The 22,566-nt window shown below is 42.1% G+C and carries 15 protein-coding genes; 8 read left to right on the top strand and 7 right to left on the bottom strand.

The features are described 5' to 3' along the window. Position 1: 1 nt before the first annotated feature. The 7 genes from D2U88_RS13640 to uxuA form a co-directional block, all read right to left on the bottom strand. Positions 2-1,330, bottom strand: a complete 1,329-nt coding sequence (locus D2U88_RS13640) for a Gfo/Idh/MocA family oxidoreductase (protein ID WP_119641109.1) — start codon at positions 1,328-1,330, stop codon at positions 2-4. Between the two features lie 4 nt (positions 1,331-1,334). Beyond that, a complete protein-coding gene (locus D2U88_RS13645) occupies positions 1,335-2,699 on the bottom strand; it encodes a 3-keto-disaccharide hydrolase (protein ID WP_119641110.1) in 1,365 nt (454 codons plus the stop codon). 38 nt (positions 2,700-2,737) lie between these two features. Then, positions 2,738-4,033, bottom strand: coding sequence for a TRAP transporter large permease (locus D2U88_RS13650; RefSeq protein WP_119641111.1), 1,296 nt, complete (start codon positions 4,031-4,033; stop codon positions 2,738-2,740). 5 nt (positions 4,034-4,038) lie between these two features. Then, entirely contained in the window at positions 4,039-4,497 is a 459-nt protein-coding gene (locus tag D2U88_RS13655) for a TRAP transporter small permease (RefSeq protein ID WP_119641112.1), read from the bottom strand. After that, positions 4,497-5,477 (bottom strand): TRAP transporter substrate-binding protein, encoded by a 981-nt coding sequence (locus D2U88_RS13660; protein ID WP_119641113.1) that lies wholly within the window; start codon positions 5,475-5,477, stop codon positions 4,497-4,499. Before D2U88_RS13660 ends, D2U88_RS13655 begins: the two co-directional genes overlap by 1 nt. A 113-nt stretch (positions 5,478-5,590) precedes the next feature. Next, a complete protein-coding gene (uxaC, locus tag D2U88_RS13665; protein ID WP_119641114.1) occupies positions 5,591-6,997 on the bottom strand; it encodes a glucuronate isomerase in 1,407 nt (468 codons plus the stop codon). Then, complete coding sequence (uxuA, locus tag D2U88_RS13670) at positions 6,994-8,181, bottom strand: mannonate dehydratase (protein WP_119641115.1); 1,188 nt, start codon at positions 8,179-8,181, stop codon at positions 6,994-6,996. The genes uxaC and uxuA overlap by 4 nt, the downstream gene beginning before the upstream one ends. A 273-nt stretch (positions 8,182-8,454) precedes the next feature. Here uxuA and D2U88_RS13680 point away from each other — a divergent pair, with 273 nt between their 5' ends. The 8 genes from D2U88_RS13680 to D2U88_RS13715 all read left to right on the top strand — a co-directional run bounded on the left by D2U88_RS13680 (position 8,455) and on the right by D2U88_RS13715 (position 22,483). Continuing rightward, complete coding sequence (locus D2U88_RS13680; RefSeq protein WP_119641117.1) at positions 8,455-9,141, top strand: NUDIX hydrolase; 687 nt, start codon at positions 8,455-8,457, stop codon at positions 9,139-9,141. A gap of 531 nt (positions 9,142-9,672) precedes the next feature. Further along, positions 9,673-11,277, top strand: coding sequence for a thioredoxin domain-containing protein (locus tag D2U88_RS13685; RefSeq protein WP_119641118.1), 1,605 nt, complete (start codon positions 9,673-9,675; stop codon positions 11,275-11,277). Between the two features lie 389 nt (positions 11,278-11,666). Then, positions 11,667-13,868 carry a peptidase domain-containing ABC transporter gene (locus tag D2U88_RS13690; protein ID WP_119641119.1) on the top strand — a complete coding sequence of 734 codons (2,202 nt, stop codon included), beginning with the start codon at positions 11,667-11,669 and terminating at the stop codon, positions 13,866-13,868. Between the two features lie 3 nt (positions 13,869-13,871). Continuing rightward, a complete protein-coding gene (locus tag D2U88_RS13695) occupies positions 13,872-15,170 on the top strand; it encodes an HlyD family secretion protein (protein ID WP_119641120.1) in 1,299 nt (432 codons plus the stop codon). A gap of 351 nt (positions 15,171-15,521) precedes the next feature. Next, positions 15,522-17,972, top strand: coding sequence for a TonB-dependent receptor plug domain-containing protein (locus D2U88_RS13700; protein ID WP_119641121.1), 2,451 nt, complete (start codon positions 15,522-15,524; stop codon positions 17,970-17,972). A gap of 145 nt (positions 17,973-18,117) precedes the next feature. Next, positions 18,118-18,789: a TonB-dependent receptor plug domain-containing protein gene (locus D2U88_RS13705; protein ID WP_119641122.1), complete on the top strand. Its 672-nt coding sequence runs from the start codon at positions 18,118-18,120 to the stop codon at positions 18,787-18,789. 81 nt (positions 18,790-18,870) lie between these two features. Next, the gene (locus tag D2U88_RS13710) at positions 18,871-19,302 is read left to right on the top strand and encodes a lipocalin-like domain-containing protein (RefSeq protein WP_119641123.1); all 432 of its coding nucleotides are present in this window, start codon (positions 18,871-18,873) and stop codon (positions 19,300-19,302) included. A 169-nt stretch (positions 19,303-19,471) separates the two neighbouring features. Further along, a complete protein-coding gene (locus tag D2U88_RS13715; RefSeq protein WP_119641124.1) occupies positions 19,472-22,483 on the top strand; it encodes a WD40/YVTN/BNR-like repeat-containing protein in 3,012 nt (1,003 codons plus the stop codon). Positions 22,484-22,566: the final 83 nt, after the last annotated feature.

A 22,566-nucleotide genomic window follows, 5' to 3' on the forward strand; every position in this document is an offset into this window, starting at 1 on the left:
CTTAAAGTTTAGGTTCCCATCCATTTTCATACTCCCGCTTCCAACCTTGCATGGCCTTTTCACTGTTCAACACCTTGCCGGTTTTTGTGTCAATCTCGATGGTACGCCCAGCATCATAGGCTAAATTTCCTAGATGGCAGAGCATCGTAGAAACGCTGGCATCCCTGATATCGGAATTTAGAGAGGTATCCTTTCTGATGGCATTGAAGAAATTGCCCACATGGTCCACGTCCAATCCGCCAATCCCTTGGGTATTCAGGGTGGCACTGATGTTTGCCTCGTCTTCCTGTTTGAGCAGGTTTCCACCCAAATCATATAACTTATAAAAGTTCCTGCTTAATTCCATCACACCTTTACTACCATAAATGGTAATACCACGGCCAGGTCGCTCTGGTTTCATGATACCACGGCTGTGGGATGTCCATGTGATGAATTTATCCCCAGGGAAAGTATAGGTTACCTGTTGATTATCGGGAAACTCCCAGTCATCATCAAAAGTGTACTTTCCGCCAAATGCCGTCACCGTTTCCGGAAGGTCCACACCCAAGGCCCAACGGCAAATATCAATTTCATGGGTACCGTTGTTGTGAATCTCTCCTGTACCCCAATTTCGGAACCAATGCCAATTATAGGGATGGACATTGTCTCGATAACTTTCTCTTGGGGCCGGACCTTGCCACAGGTCCCAATCCAAGGTATGAGGTACATCGATTATCTTTCCATGTCCGATGGACTCCCGATTATTGGAATAATAAGCCTCGCCTTTGAATACATTTCCAATCACTCCTTTTTTGATGTCCTCCACAGCCATCATGGAAGTTTTGGCCGATCGCTGCTGGTTTCCCATCTGTACCTTTTTTCCATACTTGTTCCGGGCCGCCACCAATAAGTCATTTTCATGGGGATCGTGGCTACAGGGTTTCTCCACATACACATGTTTTCCCGCCTGTAAGCCCATAATGGCCATAGGTGCATGCCAGTGATCGGGTGTGGCAATGAAAATGGCATCCACGTCCTTATCTTCCAAAACCTTGCGGAAATCCTTTTCTACCTTCGGAACATACCCGATATGTTCTTGACACCAGGCATTGTGTTCTTCCAAAATAGTATCGTCCACATCGCAGCTGTACAAAATCTTTGCATTGGTATCTTGATGGATGGCCAATACATGGGCCTTGGCTCGGCTCCTGACACCGATTACCGCACAATTGATTTGATCGTTGGCTCCCAAAATCCGGGCATTGGCCCAAGATGGAAGTACCATGCTGCCCAAGGTAACGGCAGCAGTCCCGGTAGTTGTTTTTTTGATGAAATCGCGTCTTGTGGTCATGGTGTTACTCTTTTGCAGTGGTTTTTATCTTGATGTTCCTAAAACTTACCCTATCTCCATGGTCTTGCAACAAAATGGGACCTGTGGGTGCCTCTCCAAAGTTGGGCCATACCACATACTTGCTTTCAGAAACGAGTTTTTTGAATTCGTCACTTCCCCGTTCGTATTCCAAGACTTTCATACCGTTGAGCCAATGTTCCACATGACTTCCTTTGGAAACAATATGAGCCGTATTCCACTCCCCAATCGGGTTGGCAGGTTTATTGGGGTCTGCTTTGATAAGATCGTAAAGAGATGCTAAGGTCCTGCTCCCTTCATGGTTGCCCAATTTGGCATCGGGATGCACGGCATCATCCAACAGTTGGTATTCCAGACCAATGGATGATCCCGGACCTTTGTTCAAATCCGTGTTCACATAATATTTGATCCCGCTGTTGGCGCCTTTGGTCAGTTTAAAATCGACCATCAGTTCAAAATCACCATATTGTTCAGTGGTCACAATGTCACCACCTGCAGCGGATTCTTCGCCCCCTGTGGATAAAACGGTCAAAACCCCATCTTCTATCTCCCAGCCCTTATCCGGAAAATCATCCAATCGGGCTCCACGCCAACCGTTTGTGGTCTTACCATCCCACAACAATTTCCAACCATTTTTGGCCTCATCCACATTGATATGGTTTTTGGTCACCACAGGTTGCAAGGTCATGGGTTTGGTATATTTTGACAAGCTATCCGTCAAAATTTTGATATTGCGCCAAGCAATCTCCGTTCCTTCCTTTTGATCTTTTCCAATGCTGTGTACCTGTAGTGCAATAAACCCACTAGGTGTTTTATCGTCAACCAAATGGGCCGCAGGAACACCATTGATCCATGTTTTGATGGTATCACCGATCGCTTCGATGCGATAATGGTTCCAATCGTTTTGTTTGAAGGCTTTTTGGGCTTCTGGATTGTCGTCCAAGGTCACGAGCCAACCTCTTCTTCCTTCATCATAAATGCCCGCACTCCATGCCCTATCCGAAGGATCGATTTCAATCTGGTACCCATGCACCCTACCATTTTGATAGTAGGGGAAACTATTGCTCCGAATCTGGATTCCTGAATTCATAGTGGAATCCACTTTGTAATCCAGCTCCATGATGAAATCATCATACATCTTATCCGTGGTCAAAAACGAATTGGGGGTATCATGGACCGTGGAGCCTACAATGGCATCATCTTTAACCGTATAATTGGCTTCGCCACCCTTTTGGTTCCAGCCATTTAGGGTTCCATCGAATAAATCCACCCATGGGGTGTCATCCTTGGGAGCTTCTGTACAGGCCCAACACAGTAGAAGTGCCAGCGCCCCGTATTTTAGTTTGTTCATTTTATGTGTCATACTTAACAGTTTATTTTACAATTCGATTATAGTCCAAACAAGCCTGGTAACCAAAGGGCCAATTCGGGTATGTAGGTGATAAGGAACAAGGCCAAGATCATCGCCCCAAAAAGGGGCAATAAGGGTCTTATCACTTTTTCTATGGATGTCTTTGCAATACCCACCCCTACAAAGAGTACCGAACCGACCGGTGGGGTGCACAAGCCGATACAAAGGTTCAAGATCATGATGATGCCAAAATGGACTGGATCTATTCCCAATTTGGTCACGATGGGCAAAAATATCGGGGTGAAGATGAGCACTGCCGGAGTGATGTCCATAAAGATTCCAACAAACAATAATATCAGGTTAATGATGAGCAATAGGGCAATCTTGTTATCGGTAATGGACAAAAGTCCAGAACTGATATCCTGCGGGATATGTTCAAAGGAAAGGGCCCAAGACATGCTCATGGAAGCTGCAATCAACAACATGACCACTGCGGTAGTGGATGAGGCATTCAAAAAGATCTGGGGTAATTTTTTAAAGGTAATCTGCTTATAAGCAAAACCCAGTAAAAGACTATAAAGCACGGCTATGGCAGATGCTTCGGTAGCCGTAAAAATCCCTGCTACGATACCCCCGATGACCAAAACCAATAAAAATAGGCTCGGGACCGCATCAATGAACGTTTTAAAAACTTGTCCCATTGAAGTTCGCTCCCCAGTGCCATATCCCTTTTTCTTGGCCCAAAAAACCGTGACCACCATCAACAACAAACCCGTGAGTAGACCTGGAATGTACCCTGCCAAAAAAAGTGCCGCTATGGATGCACCACCACTGGCCAATGAATACACAATCAAAATATTGCTGGGAGGAATGACCAATCCTGTGGTGGCAGAGGTAATGTTCACCGCGGCTGCGAATTCCCGGTCATACCCTTCCTTTTCCATCTCTGGCCCAAGAATACTCCCCATAGCTGATGCCGAGGCCATGGCCGACCCTGCAATGGCCCCCATAAACATGGCCGAAATGATATTGATCAAGGCCAATCCTCCGGGTAAAGCCCCTACCAAAGATTTGGCAAAAGCGATGAGTCGATGGGCAATGCCCCCTTGGTTCATCAATTCTCCCGATAATATAAAAAAAGGAATGGCCAAAAGTGCAAAACTATCCAACCCCGTAGCCATACGTTGGGAAATCGTCGCCAATGCGGGCAACGAAGGAACGCTTACCAATAAGGTCAACATAGAGGATATAGCAATGCTCCACGCCACGGGAGTACCGATTGCCAAAAGGCCCACAAAACTGATGATCAATACAAGTAAGGGGATATATTCCATAGGGTTCAATCCGATAGTATGTCAAAAAATTTATAATAAACCACGATTAGCCCGCTTAACGGGATTACGATATACACGTATGCCAAAGGCAAGCCCAATGCAGGGGAAAGCTGCTTTAGTTCATAAGTGGTAAAGACCAACCATCCACCGCCGGTTACCATTGCGGCCAAGCAAAACAGTATAATAAAGCTGGACACACCTCTTTTCATCCATCTTTGGTTTTTTACACTGGCCCGTTTGGACAGCACATCAATGGCCACATGACCTTTTTTCCCCGAAACATAGGCAGCTCCCAATAGGCCCAGCCAAATCATCAAGAAACGGGCAAGTTCATCGGTAAAAGCACTTGGTTCCCCCAGAACATATCTGCTGAACACCTGCCAAAGCACGTTCAGCACCATTAGGCCCATTAGCAACACCAGGAGATGCGCCAAAATACTGTCCAATATTTTTTTGAAGCCCATCAATTTGCCATGGATTTGATCTGTTGTATCATGTTGTTCAATTCTTCATCCGATTCATAGGCCTTGTACATTTCCTTCGTCAGTTGGATGAAAGGTTCCTTATTTGGATGTGAAATTTTTACCCCTGCCTTTTGCACTGCTTGCAACGCTTCGGCTTCCGATTCGGCCCATAATTTGCGCTGATGCTCCAAGGACCTTTTTACCGCTTCATTTACCCATTTTTGCTCCTGTTCAGAAAGTTGGTTCCAAAATTGGGTTCCAACGATCAGGACGTCCGGGGAAAAAGTGTGTTCATCCAATGCGTAGTAAGGACAAACCTCATAATGTTTGGAAAGGTAAAAGCTGGGGGGATTGTTCTCCGCTCCATCCACCACACCCTGTTGTAAGGATGTATAAAGCTCTCCCCAGGAAATGGGGGTGGGGGAGCCCCCAAGGCTTTTGACCATATCCATGGCCGTGACACTTTCCATTACCCTGATCTTGAGTCCCTTCAAGTCATCTGGGGAGTTTACAGGCTCATGTTCCGTGTAAAAACTTCGGAAACCGGCATCATAATAGCCCAAGCCCTTCAATCTAAATTGTTGTGCATTGTCCAGCAAAGCTTGTCCGATGGGGCCATCCAATACCTCAAAGGCATGCTTCCGGCTTTCAAAAAGATATGGAAGTCCCAAAATTCTGGTTTTTGGCGCAAAATTTTCCAAAGTGGCAACCGATACTTTGGTCATGTCGAGGCTACCCAATTGAATCAATTCCAAAATTTCACGTTCGGTGCCTAATTGTTGGTTGGGATAAATCTCTATTTTGAGTTTACCTCCAGAAATATTTTCAAGATCTTCCCCCATTTTTACCATGGCCCTATGCACGGAATGGTTCACATCCAAACCATGGGCCAACCGGATGGTTTTTATACTACCAACCTCCTGGCAGCTAATGGCCAAGAGTATGGAGCCCCATAAAAAGATGGTCAGGATTTGCTTCATTGCTTCCTTTCTCTAATGGTTTCTATCAATTTCAAGGTATCCGTTACTTTTTTCTTTAAAATAATCTTTCTTCTCCAAACGTTACCACTTTTTTCATTCTGTTACTTCTCCTATCAGTTATATCCTAAATTGAAATAGGTCTTGGCATTTTGATAACAAATGTCCTGCACCAAGCCACCTATATGGGCTATGTCATTAGGTACCAGGCCTTTTTTGATATCATTCCCCAATATATTGCACAACAATCTTCTGAAATATTCGTGTCTGGGAAAGGACAGAAAACTTCTAGAGTCGGTAAGCATGCCCACAAAGCAACTTAGCAATCCCATATTGGACAAGGCATTAAGTTGCCTTTCCATACCGTCCAACTGGTCCATATACCACCAACCCGAGCCAAATTGCACCTTCCCTTTTATATTGCCTCCATTGAAATTGCCCGCCATGGTAGCAAACACTTCATTGTGGGCAGGGTTTATGTTATAAAGGATGGTTTTACCAAGCTGGTCGCTGCTCTCCAGGGTATCTAAAAATTTGGCAAGGTTTATAGCCTGCGGAAAATCACCCATGGAGTCAAACCCTGCATCGGGGCCTAGTTGGGCCAGCATTTTTTTGTTCGTGTTGCGGAGTGCCCCTAAATGGAATTGCTGTACCCATCCCAGTTTATGGTATTCACGGCAAAGGTGCACCAAAGTCTCAAACTTAAAGTATTGTATTTCATCTACTTTCAATGGATGGCCATCCATCACCTTTTTAAATATCTTTTCTATATTAAAGGTATTCATCTCAAAATGGTACAACTGTTCCAACCCATGGTCAGAAAGGCGGCAGCCATTTTCATGGAAATATGCCACCCTATTTTTAATGGCCATAATCAAATCCTGATAGGACTTTATTAGAACTCCCGATATCTCTCCCAAACTTTCCAGATAGGATCTGTAGGCGGTATTGTTTTCAACGGCATAAATTTTATCCGGTCTGAATGTAGGCAGCATTCTCGGTAAGGTACCTTCATTTGCCACTTTTTCGTGATGCTCCAACTTTTCAATGGGATCATCGGTAGTACAGATTACTTCTACGTTGAACTGTTGCAAAAGCCCAACTGCACTATGACTTTTCTCTTGTAACTGCTTTTTTGTTTCCTGAAAAACATGTTCTGCATTTTTTTCCGTAAGTAAGGCTTCAATTCCGAAGTAGCGTAGTAACTCCAAGTGTGTCCAGTGATACAAAGGGTTTCTAAGCGTGTAGGGAACCGTCTCTGCCCATTTTTGGAACTTTTCTTGATCCGAAGCATTACCGGTGATGTAGCATTCATCAATCCCCAAAGCCCTCATCGCCCTCCATTTGTAATGGTCACCTGACAACCAAGCTTCTGTGAGATTTTTGAACTGGTGATGGTTTGCAACATATTCGGGCGGCAAGTGGTTGTGGTAATCGATAATGGGCATTTCCTTTGCATAGTTGTGGTATAATTCCTCCGCTTGTGGTGTCTCCAGTAAAAAATTTTCTTTTATAAATGTCATGACAGCAAGGATTTTTCAATACCATACATCAATCCCCTTAATTCTGCAAGGCCCCGTAAGCGTCCTATCGCGGAATACCCAGGATTCGTTTTTTTATGTAAATCGTCCAGCATTTGGTGTCCATGGTCAGGGCGCATGGGCATACGTTGATTCATTTTGTTCCCTTCCCTACGTTTCTTTTGCTCTTCAAGCAAAGCATACATTACGCCATACATGTCCACATCCCCATCGAGGTGGTCTGCTTCGTGGAAATTTCCATTTTTATCCCTTCTTGTGCTTCTCAAGTGAACAAAGTTGATTCTATTTGCTAGTCGTTTGGCCATACCCACTAGGTCATTATCGGCACGAACCCCGTAGGATCCCGTACAAAAACATAGCCCATTGTTTGGGCTATCAAAAGCCGATAACAATTCCATGGCATCATGTTCTGTACTGACGACCCTGGGAAGTCCAAGTATGGAGAAAGGGGGGTCGTCTGGGTGAATAGCCATAAAAACCCCGGCTTCCTCTGCAACTGGAACAACTGCTTTAGTGAACTCGTAAAGATTTTGACTCAAATCATTGGCTGTTAATCCTTTATAAGAATCCAGGGCATTCTGGAACTTCTTAAGCGTATATCCTTCTTCCGATCCTGGTAAACCGGCTATGATATTTTTGGCAAGTTTGTTACGATGCCCGGTTGTCATTCCAGCATAAACAAGTTTAGCTTGGGCCAATTCATCGGAATTATAGAGTTCCGCGGCATCGGGACGTTTTAGAATAAAAAGTTCGAATGCTGCAAATTCAGCAGCATCAAAACGTAAGGCCAAAGACCCATCCTCCATTTTATAGGACAAATCTGTACGTGTCCAATCCAATACGGGCATAAAGTTGTAGCATACCGTATCTATACCACATTCACCTAGATTTCGGATGCTTGTCCTATAGTTTGTTACAAATTTTATGTAATCACCAGACCTTTTTTTTATGTCTTCGTGCACGGGTATGCTCTCAACTACCGACCAAGTCAACCCAGATTTTTCAATCTGTTGTTTTCTTTTCAAGATTTCAGCTTTGGACCACACTTCACCATTTGGTACATGGTGAAGCGCAGTGACCACACCTGTTGCCCCTGCTTGCTTAATGTCGGAAAGGGAAACCGGATCATTAGGGCCGTACCATCGCCATGTTTGCTCTAAACTCATAAAAACTGAAGTTTTAAACCTCACTACTATGATATGCTTCTATTCCATGGAGAACATAAAATCCCCCATTATGATTCCACACCATGTCTCTACCACAGATAACAACCACAACGTTGCCTTTCAATTCTTTATATTTGGAACTTTCCATTTAAAGGATTTCGAAAAAAGGAGTCGTATGGTTGAAAAATATGTTCTGTGTACTTTTTACATAGTTTCAAATATATTAATTTTTCCCATGCTTTTGGAGAAAAAATCAAAATATCACTTAAAAAAATGACAAAACAGGAAAAACTCCAGGATATTCAAGTAAAACCTGATTCGTTTGAATGTTCGGTCACCGCCGACATTACCGTGTTCGGATATGTTGACGGCAAGCTTAAAATTCTTTTGATTAAAAGGTCGTTTGGGCACTTTAAGAACCAATGGCATGTTCCTGGGGGGGTTATGGAAGCAGATGAAACCATTGAGGACTGTGCGGCAAAGGTCCTCTTCTCGCTCACAGGGTTCAGGGACATACATTTTGAACAGGTGAAGACCTATACAGAATTGGACAGGCATCCTTTGAAAAGGGTCATAACAGTATGTTTTTATGCTTTGGTAAGACCTGAAAACCATCCCTTGACATTGAGGGACAATGTTACGAGCATAGATTGGTTCGATATGGACAAAATACCCGAAAAACTTGGATACGACCATGAAAAGCTGATCAATGAAGCTTACTTGTTTGTGCAGAATAATTTAAGACATAAGCTTATCGTTGGTGAACTTTTGCCAAAAGAGTTCACCTTGCAAGAACTGCAGAACTTATACGAGGATATCTTGGATGTTGAGTTGGATAGAAGGAATTTCAGAAAGCGGATATTCCAAATGGATGTTTTGGAGAACACGGGGGAAAAGAAGCAAGGTGTGAAGGGCGGTCCGTACTTGTATAGATTAAAACAATCGAAAGCTATACGGTAATTGTTTTTTACATTGGTTTCTGTGTATGGTTAATTGGTATGTAACCTCTGGTTTGGACCTCATTATATTCATGGCCCCAAATCCTGCACATTCATTATAGGTTTTGCCCCAGGATCTACCGTCTTGAAGACTGTTGAGAGCTCGGTTAATCAGTTTTTATTTTAGTGTAAATATTGATCGTTAGAAGTTTGTATTGTTTCTTCCGATCATCCTGACTTAACCTTTTTAAGTAAAATCAAAACACTGATAATCATTTGATTTTAAGTGTTTTAGTGTTTGTTCGAATGCAAAAGGAAATTGAAATGCTTTTACAGAGCGAATGGTCAATATTTCCATGAGCACATGCACAATCCCAAAAAGGAATTTCATCACTACAGATACCATGGCCATCATTGCCCTGCTAAGCATTGGTACTGCTTCTCATTACACATTACATATATTTTTTGAAACTATTGATTACATTTAATGAAGTTAATTACTACAAATAGAAGTTAATTACTACATTTAAAGAGTGCTAAATTAATATGTGTTATGGGGGATACTTTGTTTAACTTGATAGTGAATTTTCTTAAAGATAATAATCACAATGTTAATTTTAATGAGCTAAAGTTACAACTACTAAGCCATCCTTCATATCCCAGCCTTCATTCCATAACCGGTGTATTGGATCATTTCAACATAGAAAATTTAGCGTTACAAGTACCGGTAGATCTAGGGACTTTGGAACAATTGCCAGAAAGCTTTATTAGTACCACATCTGGTAGTAGTCAATATATTTTGGTGTCCAATAGCCCAAATAAAGTTGAATTAAGACATGGGGACGGCAGAAAAGAGACATTGTCCAAAATACAGTTTTTACAACTTTGGAGTGGAATCATCATTGTAATTGACCCGCCTGACAAGAAAATAGGTAAAAAAGTGTCAGATGTTGGTAGCGTGGCGACATGGACAGTAAGCAGCTTTTTTTTAATTTTCTTGTTGCTGATTTTCGTCACTTCAAATCCAACGCCTTTTGAATATGTGCATTTTTCGCTTTCAGTTGTTGGTTTGGTGATCAGCTTCTTGATACTGAAACTTGATCTAGGATATCAATCCAAATTGGCTGATAAATTTTGTAATTCCAATAAGCTTACCAGTTGTGATGCCGTATTAAATTCAAATGGCGCAACATTTTTAAAGTTCTTGAAAATGAGTGATTTGAGCATCATTTATTTTTCAGCCCTTATACTTTCTTGGGTGTTGCACCTTTTTCTGGGCGAGGTTTATTCCTCCATGGTTGCAATTGGCTTTGTGGCGGTCTTGATTACTTTTTACACGTTGTATTACCAGTTTAAGGTTGTAAAAAAATGGTGTCCACTTTGTTTGGGAATAACCTCGGTTTTATGGTTCCAATTGTTGAGCGTCTTTGTACTGATCGATACCTCAATAAACGTATACAATTTCGATAGCATATTCATTCTGTTGTTTAGTTTTTTGGCCACAACCTCTATGTGGCTTTTCATCAAGCCTTTACTTGAAAAACAACAAGAACTGATCAAACTCAAAGTTGAGCATTATAAGTTCAAAAAGAATTTTGATTTGTTTTACGCGCTCTACGGTAAAAATGATTTTGTTGAGACCAACAACATTAATGGTAAGGAGATTTTACTGGGGAACAAGGATGCGGTATTACAAATGCTGCTGGTAACCAATCCGTCCTGCTTTTATTGCAAAGCGGCCCATACTGATATCATGCGATTATTGGAAAAGCATAAGGATAAGGTAAATCTTATGATTAGGTTCAATGTTCCCAAAGACGCTGATCACCCCTCGCATAAAACGGCCGATAAACTCTTACAAATTTACCATTCCGACAGATCCAATATTGAAACCGCCCTTCACGAAGTCTATTCGGATAAAGCAAACTTGGAAAATTGGTTGGCAAAATCGGAATCCATCGCTTCCAAAGGCTCTTTTGAACAACTGTTGCATGATGAAAAGGAGTGGTGTAACAAAAATGGTATTCACTTCACTCCGGCCCTGTTCATTGATGGAAAACAATATCCTAAAATGTACGACAGGAGCGACCTACAGTATTTTATTGAAGATCTGGTGGAGCTTAATGAAGATTCAATAAGTATGGAAAAAATCATATAAATGGGCCTCCATTGTCAGGAGGCCCGGAACAATATCTTTTCGCGAAAGATGGACGCAAACCTTGAGTGTCCTTAATTGTTCAAGGCTAATTTAATTTAAACTTTTTATCAATGAAAAAATTAGCGAATCTAAATGGTGTGAAAGCACTGAACAGACGAGAGCAGCAGTCTATCAATGGCGGTTCTGGTTGGGGAGGGGTTTGTTTCCCAAGCGAAGGCAAGTGTAATTATTATTGTGACTCTACATGTACGCCATGTGGTGCTCCTACACCACAGGGTTACACGCCCCATGTATGCAATGATATAGCACCTTGATTCTATTTGATTACGGGATGGGGTTGGTTTAAAAGCCCCGTCCTTTTTTAGTTTTATTTTATAAGCACTCTATAATTGAAATCGTCCTTTCCCTTTTATAAACAACCTGATTCCAAGGACTGTGGACCTACCTGCCTACGGATCATAGCCAAACACTATGGCAAACTAATTTCATTACAAGAGATAAGGGAACTCTCCGAAACAACCAGGGCCGGCAGCAATCTGTTGAAGTTGAGCGATGCCGCAGAATCCATTGGTTTCAAGACACTTGGGGTAAAAATTGACTGGAATCAATTGAACGAGGTCCCGCTGCCGTGCATTGTCCATTGGAACAAGAATCATTTTGTTGTGGTCTATAAGATAAAGAATGATCAAGTTCATATATCCGACCCTTCATATGGATTGATAACCTATGGCAAGGAAGATTTCATTTCAAGATGGATTGGCAACAATGCCAAAGAGGACAGCAAAGAGGGAATAGCTTTATTATTGGAGACAACACCCAAGTTTAAAAAAATGAACTGGGAGAATACCGACAAAAAGTCCATTGGTTTTCTGTTCCAATACTTGACCAAATATAAAGGACTTCTTATTCAACTGTGCCTCGGACTCTTTGTGGGCAGTGTTCTACAACTGATTTTTCCCTTCCTTACCCAAAGTATTGTGGATGTCGGGATCCAGAATCAGGACATTGGCTTTATTTATTTGGTCCTTATTGCCCAAGTAATGCTTTTCTTGGGCCGTACCAGTGTGGATGTATTCAGGAGTTGGATATTGTTGCATTTGAGTACCCGTATCAATATATCCCTGGTATCCGATTTCTTTATCAAGCTTATGGCACTCCCTATAGCATTTTTTGATACAAGAATGACCGGAGACATCATGCAAAGGATAAACGACCATAACCGCATTGAAAGTCTCTTGACAGGCTCTACCTTGAACACTTTGTTCTCCATGTTCAATTTATTGGTATTTGGAGCGGTACTGATCTACTATAGCCCTTTGATCTTTATGATTTTTGCTATCGGAAGCGTCCTATACGTACTGTGGATCATCTATTTTCTTAAGAAAAGAAAGGAACTGGACTATAAACGTTTTTCCCAATTGAGCCAGGAACAGAGCACGGTCATTGAACTCATTAATGGTATGCAGGAGATTAAGATGCACAATGCCGAAAAACAAAAGCGATGGAAATGGGAGTTTGTGCAGGCACGGTTGTTCAAAGTATCTATCCAAAGCTTGGTTTTGGAACAGACACAAGGGGTAGGGTCTTCCTTCATCAATGAGTTGAAGAACATTTTCATAACCTTCACTTCTGCAGTATTGGTCATTGAAGGGAATATAACATTGGGTATGATGTTGTCCATCCAGTACATCATTGGACAACTTAATTCACCTATTGGGCAAATGGTCTCGTTTGTTCGCTCCTATCAAGATGCCAAGATAAGTATGGAGCGTTTATCGGAAATCCACGACAAGAAGGACGAGGAGGCAAGTGAAATACAGATGATCAAAGATGTGAAGCCCGCACAAGACATAAGTCTAAAAAATATTTCATTTCGTTATTTGGGAAGTGAGGAAAATGTGATCAGCGATTTGGATATGGTAATCCCGGCCAACAAAATTACAGCAATCGTTGGCGCTAGTGGAAGTGGTAAGACCACCTTGATGAAACTAATCCTAAAGTTCTACGAGCCTAGTAAAGGGAAGATATGCTATGGGGACCATTACCTGCAATCCATTTCCCATAAAGCTTGGCGACATCATTGTGGTGTGGTGATGCAGGAGGGATATGTCTTTAATGATACCATTGCCTATAACATAGCAGTGGGAGAGGATGTCATTGACCAAGAACGTTTGGTGAGGGCTACCAAAATGGCAAACATTTATGATTTTATCCAATCCCTTCCTTTAGGATTCAATACCAAAATTGGAAATGAGGGAATCGGGATAAGTACGGGACAAAAACAACGACTTTTCATCGCCCGGGCAGTATATAAAGATCCGCACATCCTGTGTTTTGACGAAGCTACGTCCGCTCTCGATGCCAAAAACGAAAAGATAGTCATGGAAAACTTGGGTTCCTTCTATAGTGATAGAACAGTGGTCATCATTGCACATAGGCTTAGTACGGTCAAGAATGCGGACCAGATTGTGGTCATGGATGAGGGTAAGATCATAGAATCGGGAACACATAACGAGTTGTTGGGGCTACAAGGAGCATACTATAATTTGGTAAGTAATCAATTGGAGCTCGAAAATTTGAAAGCAGGATAAGGAATGGAGGAAGAAAAGAACCATGTGGAACTAAATCTCCGATCGGAGGAAGTGCAGGAAATTTTGACCAATCCTCCATCATGGCTGGTGCGATGGGGCATTACTATCGTTTTTGCGCTCACGGGCATTATTTTGGCGTTGTCGTTCTTGATCAAATATCCTGATTACGTATCCGCTAAGGTGATCGTAACGACCAAAACCCCTACCGAACATGTTGTGGCGCGTTACTCAGGGGCGTTGGAGGACATTTACATAGAAAATGGGGATACCGTGGTTTCAGGCCAGCGTTTGGCAGTGTTCCGCAATGCTTCCAATGTAAGGGATGTCTATCAGTTGAAATTTATTTTGGATACCATACAGAGCAGTACCCCAAACCTTCAGTTTCCCATAACATTGGTATCCGGCTTTGTGCTGGGGGATATTGAACCTTCCTACATCAATTTTGAAAAAAACTATGTGGATTACCAGCTTTTGAAAGATTTAGATCCCTATATGACACGTCTTTCGGGCAATATGGAATCCTTGGAAGAGATCAAGCTTCGGTTGCAAAGTCAGATTCGACAAAAAAAAGTATTGGAGCAGGAATATGAACTCCAAAAACGAGATTACGAACGATACGAGCAGCTCCACAAAAGCGGGGTGGTTTCACAGCAAGAATTTGAATCCAAAAAAATGGAATTTCTGCAGATGGAAAAGAACTTGAGCAACATGGCAATCTCCATTTCACAGATGAGAGAGGCCGTGGCTTCTGCAGACCAAACACTGCGCACCACAAAAATAAACAAAGAGGAGGACCAAACCCGACTTTTGGTCAACCTGTCCCAATCGTTCAACACCCTTAAAAAGGCAGTGAGGGAATGGGAATACCAATATGTATTGCTTTCTTCCATAGATGGTGTGGTGGGATTTCAAGAATTCTGGGGGGAAAATCAATTCATCAATGCCGGGGAAATGGTATTTTCCATTTTGCCTACCAATACCTCCCAATTGGTGGGTAAGTTGGTATTGCCATCCCAAAATGCGGGAAAAGTGGTCGCTGGGCAAAAGGTATTGGTCAAGTTGGATAATTTTCAGTACCAGCAATATGGCATGTTGGTAGGTAAGGTTGAAAACATTTCGGTGTCACCGGACAATGAGGGCAACTACTTTGTCTATATCTCCCTTCCCCAGGGAACGGTAACTTCCTATAACAAAAAGTTACCCTTTGAGCAGGAGCTTTTGGGAAATGCCGAGATCATTACGGAAAACCTGAGCGTGGCAGAAAGGATTTTCTATAAGTTTAAGGATTTGTTTAAGTATTGATTCCACCGAAGAATTAAAAGGTACGTCAATTAATGAATTTACGGCATAAAGAACCCATAAGTTTTGCCTAAGAATGTACTGTTTTGTAGATAGTTTAGAGTTAGCTTTTTAAAAAATCCATTTTATTGTCAATTTTCCAATTGTTGGCTTAAAAGACGTATCTTGTTCATAATTAGTAAGTTTACTGGAATAGATTTACGGATTTTCTAAAACTAAGTACTCCTAGGTTTTATTTGGGCGTTGTCTAAGAGAACTCTTTTGATTGTATTTCAGTATATCAACTGGGCTTTATTTCCAAAGAGTGATATTATTATAAATAATTGGATTAAAAGGTTTTAGTTTAAAAATCACATGAAACGAAAAACGATTCCAATACTAGTAATACTTGTTATAAGCTTGATTTCTTTCAACAGCCATGGGCAAGATGGAAATACAACAGAAATCCCCCTAACCGATAATATAAACTTCTATTCTCCGGAAAAAATCTATTTGCATACGGACAAGGATATGTACATGGCTGGGGACACCATTTGGTTCAAGGCCTACCTACTTGATGGTACTACCTATAAAAAAAGCACTAAAAGTAGCGTGGTCTATGTTGAGCTTTTGGATTCCAGAGACAGCATTGTAGATAAACGCAGGTTATATGTTGAAAATATCAGCAGTTATAGTGCAATACATTTGCCTAAAAAACCCCAAAATGGTTTTTACGGTTTAAGGGCTTATACCAAATCCATGTTGAATGGTACTGTTCCCTATTTTCAGAAGGTACTGCCCGTATTTCAGGATCATACCTCCCAAATGGAGTTCAGTGATGATTTTGTACATAACCCGGATAAGATCAAAAACCCTTCAATGTCCGAAGAGGACAAAACCATCCAAATCGATTTCTTCCCGGAAGGAGGAACCTTGGTGGCTGGACTCTCAACAACCCTGGCCTTGAAAATCACCGATGCGGACGGAAATCCACTTGATTTGGAAGGGGCAATACTCGATTCTAACGGAAAAACAGTCGCACATTTCAAGAGTGATGAGGGACTGGCCCTGGTTTATTTTAAACCCGAGAGCAACACCTCATATTACGCCATGATCCATGATGATGCCCAAAGAAAATATTTTCTGCCTCCGGTTTCCGCCAAAGGGTATTCCTTGAGCGTCAAAAACCGTGACGAAAACATCATAGTACAAGTAGAAAGTACTGAAAGGAACGGGCTTGATGGTACAGTCGTAAAGGGGTATATGAGAGGTGGAAAAATCATCGAACATAAAGTGGATTCCGGTCAAGAAAGTTTCTACGCCCTGAAAATACCTACCAAAGACTTTCCCAATGGGATGGCACGATTCACCCTAGACAACAAAAAAGGGGAACCCATTTGCCAAAGAACCATCTTCGTTGATAATAAAACCAAGGAGCCTAGATTATCCATCAACATTTCTCCCGACAAACCTTTCAAAAATGAAAGGACCAATTTATCGATAGCAATCAAAGACTCCATGGGAACACCGATAAAAGGGGATTTCTCGGTAAGCATTACACCATTGGAGAACCAGATACACCATTCTGGAATGAAGGACTGGTTTTTATTGGAATCGGACTTTATTGGCACATTCAACAATCTGACGATAGATCGTATAGGTTTTGAATTATCGAAACCTATTATGGATGCCTTCATGTTGACCAAAGAGAGGGAAGGGTTTATATTGAACGACCTGGAGGACAATAATAGATCGGTCGGCACATCCAATCAGGAAAAGGGCATCATGATCAGTGGAAAAGTGACTTGCTCGGCAAACAATGAAAAAATGAGCGAAAGGATCGTTTCGCTCAGTATTTTGGAAAATGCCTATAGTGAGACCCAAGTTGTGGACAAGAACGGTCATTTTAGTTTTGGCCCCTATGTCTTTAATGGCAAGGCCACGGCAATACTTCAATTAAAAAATAAGGATGATTTTCTCAAGGATTCGATCATCGTAGATCCGACATGGCCAAAAATCACCAAAAACATGCCTCATAATACAGAAAACCCGTATTTGATCGCTACTCATCATATCTCGAAAGATTACAATTCGGACTATGGCCATATCAAATCCGAGGATTACCAACCGGGTATGACGTATTTAAATGAAGTGGTGGTCAAAGAAAAAAGAAAGACAATAGACCAAATCATAATGGAGGAAATCAATTCCTCCGTTCCATATAGCCATCCTGATGTTCGGGTTTTCAGGGATTCCATACCAGGTTGGTATGGGATGAGTGCCATAGATCTGTTGGCTCGCAAAGGCTTCCGTATATCAGGGGATTATCCAAATCAAAGTATTAGTTTGTTAGGTGGAAGTCCCGGCAGTATAAAAAATGGGACAGGACCTTTGGTCTTGGTGGATGGGGTGCCCGCAAAAGGCCTTCTCAATACATTGCGGGCAAGTGAGGTGTTGTTCATCGACGTGCTCCGTTTTGCCTCGGCTACTTTATATGGGAGTAGGGCAGCTTCTGGCGTAATAGCGGTATATACCAATAGAACACTTTTCAGTTCAGATTATGGGCCTTCTGATACTGGTATGGTAAAGCTGGAAATACAAGGATTTGATGAAAATGCAGATTTTAAACCGGCCACTCTTGGGTTACATGGTGACAATAGGGGAACACTGTATTGGGATCCCAAAATCGAAATGGATACATCGGGTACCTATTCAATGGAGTTTTTCAGTGGAAACCAAATTGGCAAATATGTTATTGAACTTAAGGGGATAACCGAAAATGGGCAAATCGTAAATGAATCAAGAACTTTTGAAGTTAGTTTATAAAGACTTGTAAGAGAAATATTGACGTGAAAAATTAATCTTGATCAAAATCGATTAAATTACATCCAATAAAGTATGTGATACAAGCCTTATTTTTTAAATAAGAAAATTAATCTGATTATTTATAACCTTTAAAGTGTCATCGGAAATGAAAACAAAACCGCCAAGATTATATTTTATCATTCTCTATTTTATGTTCGTAGGTACACTTATAGCTCAAACTGCTGAATCCAAATCGGTTAGGGTAAGCGGTGCCGTATTGGACCCAGGGCATAATCCCGTTAAAAAGGCCATTATCTATTTGGACTCGGTCAATACCAGGATCAGAACCGATAAAAAGGGCCATTTCGAAATTGACTTGAATCATGATAACAAAGTTATCATGGCATTTTCCTCGATTTATGGAATCCAATCCGTTGATTTGGATGGAAGCGAAGAAATACAGATTGTTTTTCCTGAAGACGGCCCTGTCATCACCGAGGATAAATTGTCGGAACTTGGGTTCGATACGAAAGGAAAAGCACGGAGCAAAAGAGAGCCGAAAGATTATAGTAAATACCTGGATATGTATCAGTTGATTGCCACGGAAGTTCCGGGCGCCCAAGTGAACGGTACCAAAATCCGATTAAGGGGCAATGCACTAAACTCAGTGAACAGTGGGCAGGAGCCGTTATTGATCGTAGACGGCACAGTGGTAAGCTCCATAGAGTATATCTTGCCCAGAGATGTGGCTTCCGTAGAGGTGATTCGAGATGAAAATGCCTCATTGTATGGTGCTCGTGGCGCCAATGGTGTAATTGTCATTAAAATGAAAAAATAGATTGCTTGGCCAGCAAGCTTTTTTATTCCTGTATCACGCAACGTATTGAAAAAGAATCATCTTTATCGAAAAAATAAATTTATGAAAAAGATGTTTTTGTTTCTACCTATTTTAATTTTTACAGTCTTCAATTCTTGTGACAAAGAAGATGACCTTAAAGGATTTGACCAAGATGCTTTTCCAATTGAAGGAACATGGAAATTGACCTCAGCCTATATCAGTGCAGGTGGCCCACAGTATTGGACCGATGTGGAGGATGGGGAAGAACTTAACTTTCTCAACAACGGCAGTTTTTCCTCAGATAAATTTGAAGGGTGTTCAACAGGTACGTACAGCATTGAAGATGGGAACCTTACCTTGGAATATGATTGTGATGGTTTTGAGTCGGGCACGGAAAACGAAGAGGGCTTGATTACCTACAAGTTGGATTATGGCAAAAATGCAATCCTACTTACTCCCACAAGTATCCTTTGCATTGAAGGATGCAGCTATAAGTATAAGAGAGTGGATTAGATTCCAATAACAAAAACCTCAATTTTTCTTAGGGGATTTGCGGTGTTGATTTCTGTCCTATGAAATTTTCCCCGCTAAAATTCTTTAAATCCATAATTCTGTATCTGTAATATTTCAGTTTGCCTCAGTATTTAGTAGATTTGGGAAAACCAAACTATTCTACTGACTCATGCGAACTTACTACCGATTGTTACCATTACTTTTTACCTTTTTTCTCACTTCTGTCATTCTTGCCCAAGATTTTGATGCGTTTCAATACCGGACCATAGGCCCTGCTCGCGGCGGTCGTGTAACCACCGTTACGGGGACCGCCTTGGAGCCCGGTACCTTTTATTTGGGCGCTTCCGGTGGAGGAGTGTGGAAAACGGAGGATTACGGTACTTCGTGGTTCAATGTTTCCGATGGGTTTTTTGAAACGCCGTCCATTGGCGCTATCGAGATAGCGGAAAACGATGCCAACATTGTATACGTGGGTACCGGTTCCGATGGTATCCGAAGCAATATCATTGCGGGGAAAGGGATGTACAAATCCATAGATGCCGGAAAAACTTGGGAACACATTGGGCTGGAAAACGTGGGTCAAATAGGGGCTGTAGAAATCGACCCGACCAATAACAATATTGTTTGGGTTGCTGCCATTGGTAATGCTTTCAAATCCAATCCTGAAAGAGGGATTTTTAAAACGACGGATGGCGGCAAGACTTGGGAAAAAGTATTGTTCGTTTCCGATGAGGTAGGTTTTGCCGACTTGGAACTACTTCCGGGTAACTCCAATGTGGTGTACGCCGCGGCTTGGAAAGCTCGCAGAACGCCTTGGACCATCGATTCTGGAGGTGAAAACAAGGATGGCGGTATCTACAAATCCGTGAATGGAGGTAAGGATTGGGTGAAGTTGGAGGAAGGATTGCCCAAAGGACTGATCGGTAAGATTGATTTGGCCGTTTCTCCCGTAGATTCACGAATCCTATATGCGGTCATTGAAGCCCCGGACAAGGACAGGGGACTTTACAAATCGATAGATCAAGGAAAATCGTTTACCCATATTTCCGACAATGAAGATTTGGTGAACAGACCATTTTACTATACCAATTTGGAATTGGATCCCACCAATCCCGATATCATTTATTCCAATGCCAATCCGTTGGTAAAATCTACCGATGGCGGTAAAACTTGGAAACGGATGAGCGTACCCCATGGCGACAACCACGATATATGGCTCAATCCCAACAATCCCGATCTGTTGATCCAATGTAACGATGGGGGTGCCAATGTTTCCCATAATGGAGGAAAAACCTGGTCTACCCAATTTAACCAACCAACTGCTGAAATTTATCAAGTGGCAGTGGATGAGCAATATCCATATTGGGTCTACGGTGCACAGCAAGACAATACCACCATTGCCATTCCAAGCAAGGCACCTAGTGCCACCACCACTCCAGGAACACCAATCATGATGAACGTGGGCGGGTGCGAAACGGGACCAGTAATCCCCATGCCAGGCAACCACTACATGGTGTACAACAACTGTAAAGGGCGTTTTAGCGTGTACAGCAAAAAGACGGGAATTGATCGTGAATACTCCATCGGGGCTTCCAATATTTATGGCCACAATCCGAAGGATTTAAAATATCGCTTTCAAAGGGTGGCACCCATCCACGTGTCACCATTCGACCCAGAAGTAGTGTACATGGGCTCCCAATTCTTACATAGAACAAGCAACGGTGGAAAAAATTGGGAAATCATTTCCCCGGATCTTACGGCCAATGAACCTGATAAACAGGTTATCTCTGGTAATCCGATCACAAGGGACATCACTGGGGAAGAATATTACAGCACTTTGTATTCCATCAGGGAATCCAAGATTGCCAAAGGCACCATTTGGACGGGTTCCAATGACGGTGTCATTTCTGTAACCAAGGATGGTGGCAAAACTTGGAAGAATGTCACGCCTAAAAAATTGCCCAAAGGAGGAAGGGTGGAATCTGTGGAACCTTCTCAATTCAACCCGGCAAGGGCCTACATTGCTGTGGAACGTCACCTGCTTGGAGATAACAAGCCCTATTTCTACAAAACGGACAATTATGGTGAAAGCTGGGAATTGATCAGCACGGATTCCAATGGTATTCCTTCTGATTATTTTGCCCGAGTGCTAAGGGAAGATCCTTCTCGTGAAGGTCTCTTATACGCCGGTACGGAATATGGCATGTTCGTTTCCTTTGATGACGGGAAGAACTGGAAAAAGTTCCAGCAAAACCTTCCTGTAGTTCCTATTACCGATATCATCTTATTTCGTGGGGACTTGATCTTGAGCGCCATGGGTCGCGGTTTCTGGATTATCGATAACATCACTTCTTTGGAAGATCAAAATATGAACAGTTTAGGGGATTCGGCCGCACTGTTCAAACCGGCCAATACCATCCGTTATGACAGTCCAAGAGGAGGCGATTTCCCTGATTACCCATCCACTAGCGTACTCATCGATTACTACTTGCCTAGCGATATGAAAAGCGGGGTGCAATTGGATATCCTCGACGTTCAAAACAAGGTGGTGGCCTCCATTGTCAGTGATTCTACACAGCTAAAATCAACCAAGGAAGAAGTGGAGGACATGGGGTTGAACATGACTTTTGTGTATTTGGATAAAAAATTGGAGACCAAAAAGGGCATCAACCGTTTTGCTTGGGACCTTCGCCAAAAAGGACCTTGGGACAAGAACAAGAACAGAAGGTACAAAGGTGGTCCCATGGTTCCTCCCGGCATGTACAAAGCAAAATTAACGGTAGGCGGTGCTACTTTTGAACAACCTTTCGAAATTTTGATAGACCCTAGATTGAAGGATGATGGGGTGACCTTGGACAACATTTTGGAACAACAACAATTGGTTTTCAAGGTAATAGACCTATTGTCCGATGCCAAAATGCTTCAAGATAACTTGGAAAAGAAAATCAAGGAGCTTGAAAAATCCAAAATTGGCGATGCCAAATTGGATCACTACAAAACCATTTTAAAACAATTGAAAAACGAGGAAGGTGCCTATCCACAACCCATGATGGTGGGTCAAATCTCCTATTTATATTACATCTTGTCAGGAACCGACAAGGAGCCGGGCCAAGAGGAGAAGGAAAGATATTCCGAGCTGTTAAGCCAGTTTACGGAATTGAAACAAAAAGCGGGCATCTGACCCATAAGATCATGATGCCGACTTTTTTTGAAGGTTGGGTCTAATCGTCCAAAAACGAAGTGCGCGGTCAAAATCCCTTAATC

It is taken from the genome of Flagellimonas aequoris, from assembly GCF_003584165.1.
Taxonomy (GTDB): Bacteria; Bacteroidota; Bacteroidia; order Flavobacteriales; family Flavobacteriaceae; genus Flagellimonas; species Flagellimonas aequoris.

Bases quoted from the DNA above. Each gene is read 5' to 3' on its own strand.
- D2U88_RS13695 (WP_119641120.1), top strand. From the start codon at position 13,872: ATGGAGGAAGAAAAGAACCATGTGGAACTAAATCTCCGATCGGAGGAA.
- D2U88_RS13650 (WP_119641111.1), bottom strand. From the start codon at position 4,033: ATGGAATATATCCCCTTACTTGTATTGATCATCAGTTTTGTGGGCCTT.
- D2U88_RS13655 (WP_119641112.1), bottom strand. From the start codon at position 4,497: ATGGGCTTCAAAAAAATATTGGACAGTATTTTGGCGCATCTCCTGGTG.
- D2U88_RS13680 (WP_119641117.1), top strand. From the start codon at position 8,455: ATGACAAAACAGGAAAAACTCCAGGATATTCAAGTAAAACCTGATTCG.
- D2U88_RS13645 (WP_119641110.1), bottom strand. From the start codon at position 2,699: ATGAACAAACTAAAATACGGGGCGCTGGCACTTCTACTGTGTTGGGCC.
- D2U88_RS13710 (WP_119641123.1), top strand. From the start codon at position 18,871: ATGAAAAAGATGTTTTTGTTTCTACCTATTTTAATTTTTACAGTCTTC.
- uxaC (WP_119641114.1), bottom strand. From the start codon at position 6,997: ATGACATTTATAAAAGAAAATTTTTTACTGGAGACACCACAAGCGGAG.
- D2U88_RS13660 (WP_119641113.1), bottom strand. From the start codon at position 5,477: ATGAAGCAAATCCTGACCATCTTTTTATGGGGCTCCATACTCTTGGCC.
- D2U88_RS13640 (WP_119641109.1), bottom strand. From the start codon at position 1,330: ATGACCACAAGACGCGATTTCATCAAAAAAACAACTACCGGGACTGCT.
- D2U88_RS13685 (WP_119641118.1), top strand. From the start codon at position 9,673: ATGGGGGATACTTTGTTTAACTTGATAGTGAATTTTCTTAAAGATAAT.
- D2U88_RS13715 (WP_119641124.1), top strand. From the start codon at position 19,472: ATGCGAACTTACTACCGATTGTTACCATTACTTTTTACCTTTTTTCTC.
- D2U88_RS13700 (WP_119641121.1), top strand. From the start codon at position 15,522: ATGAAACGAAAAACGATTCCAATACTAGTAATACTTGTTATAAGCTTG.
- uxuA (WP_119641115.1), bottom strand. From the start codon at position 8,181: ATGAGTTTAGAGCAAACATGGCGATGGTACGGCCCTAATGATCCGGTT.
- D2U88_RS13705 (WP_119641122.1), top strand. From the start codon at position 18,118: ATGAAAACAAAACCGCCAAGATTATATTTTATCATTCTCTATTTTATG.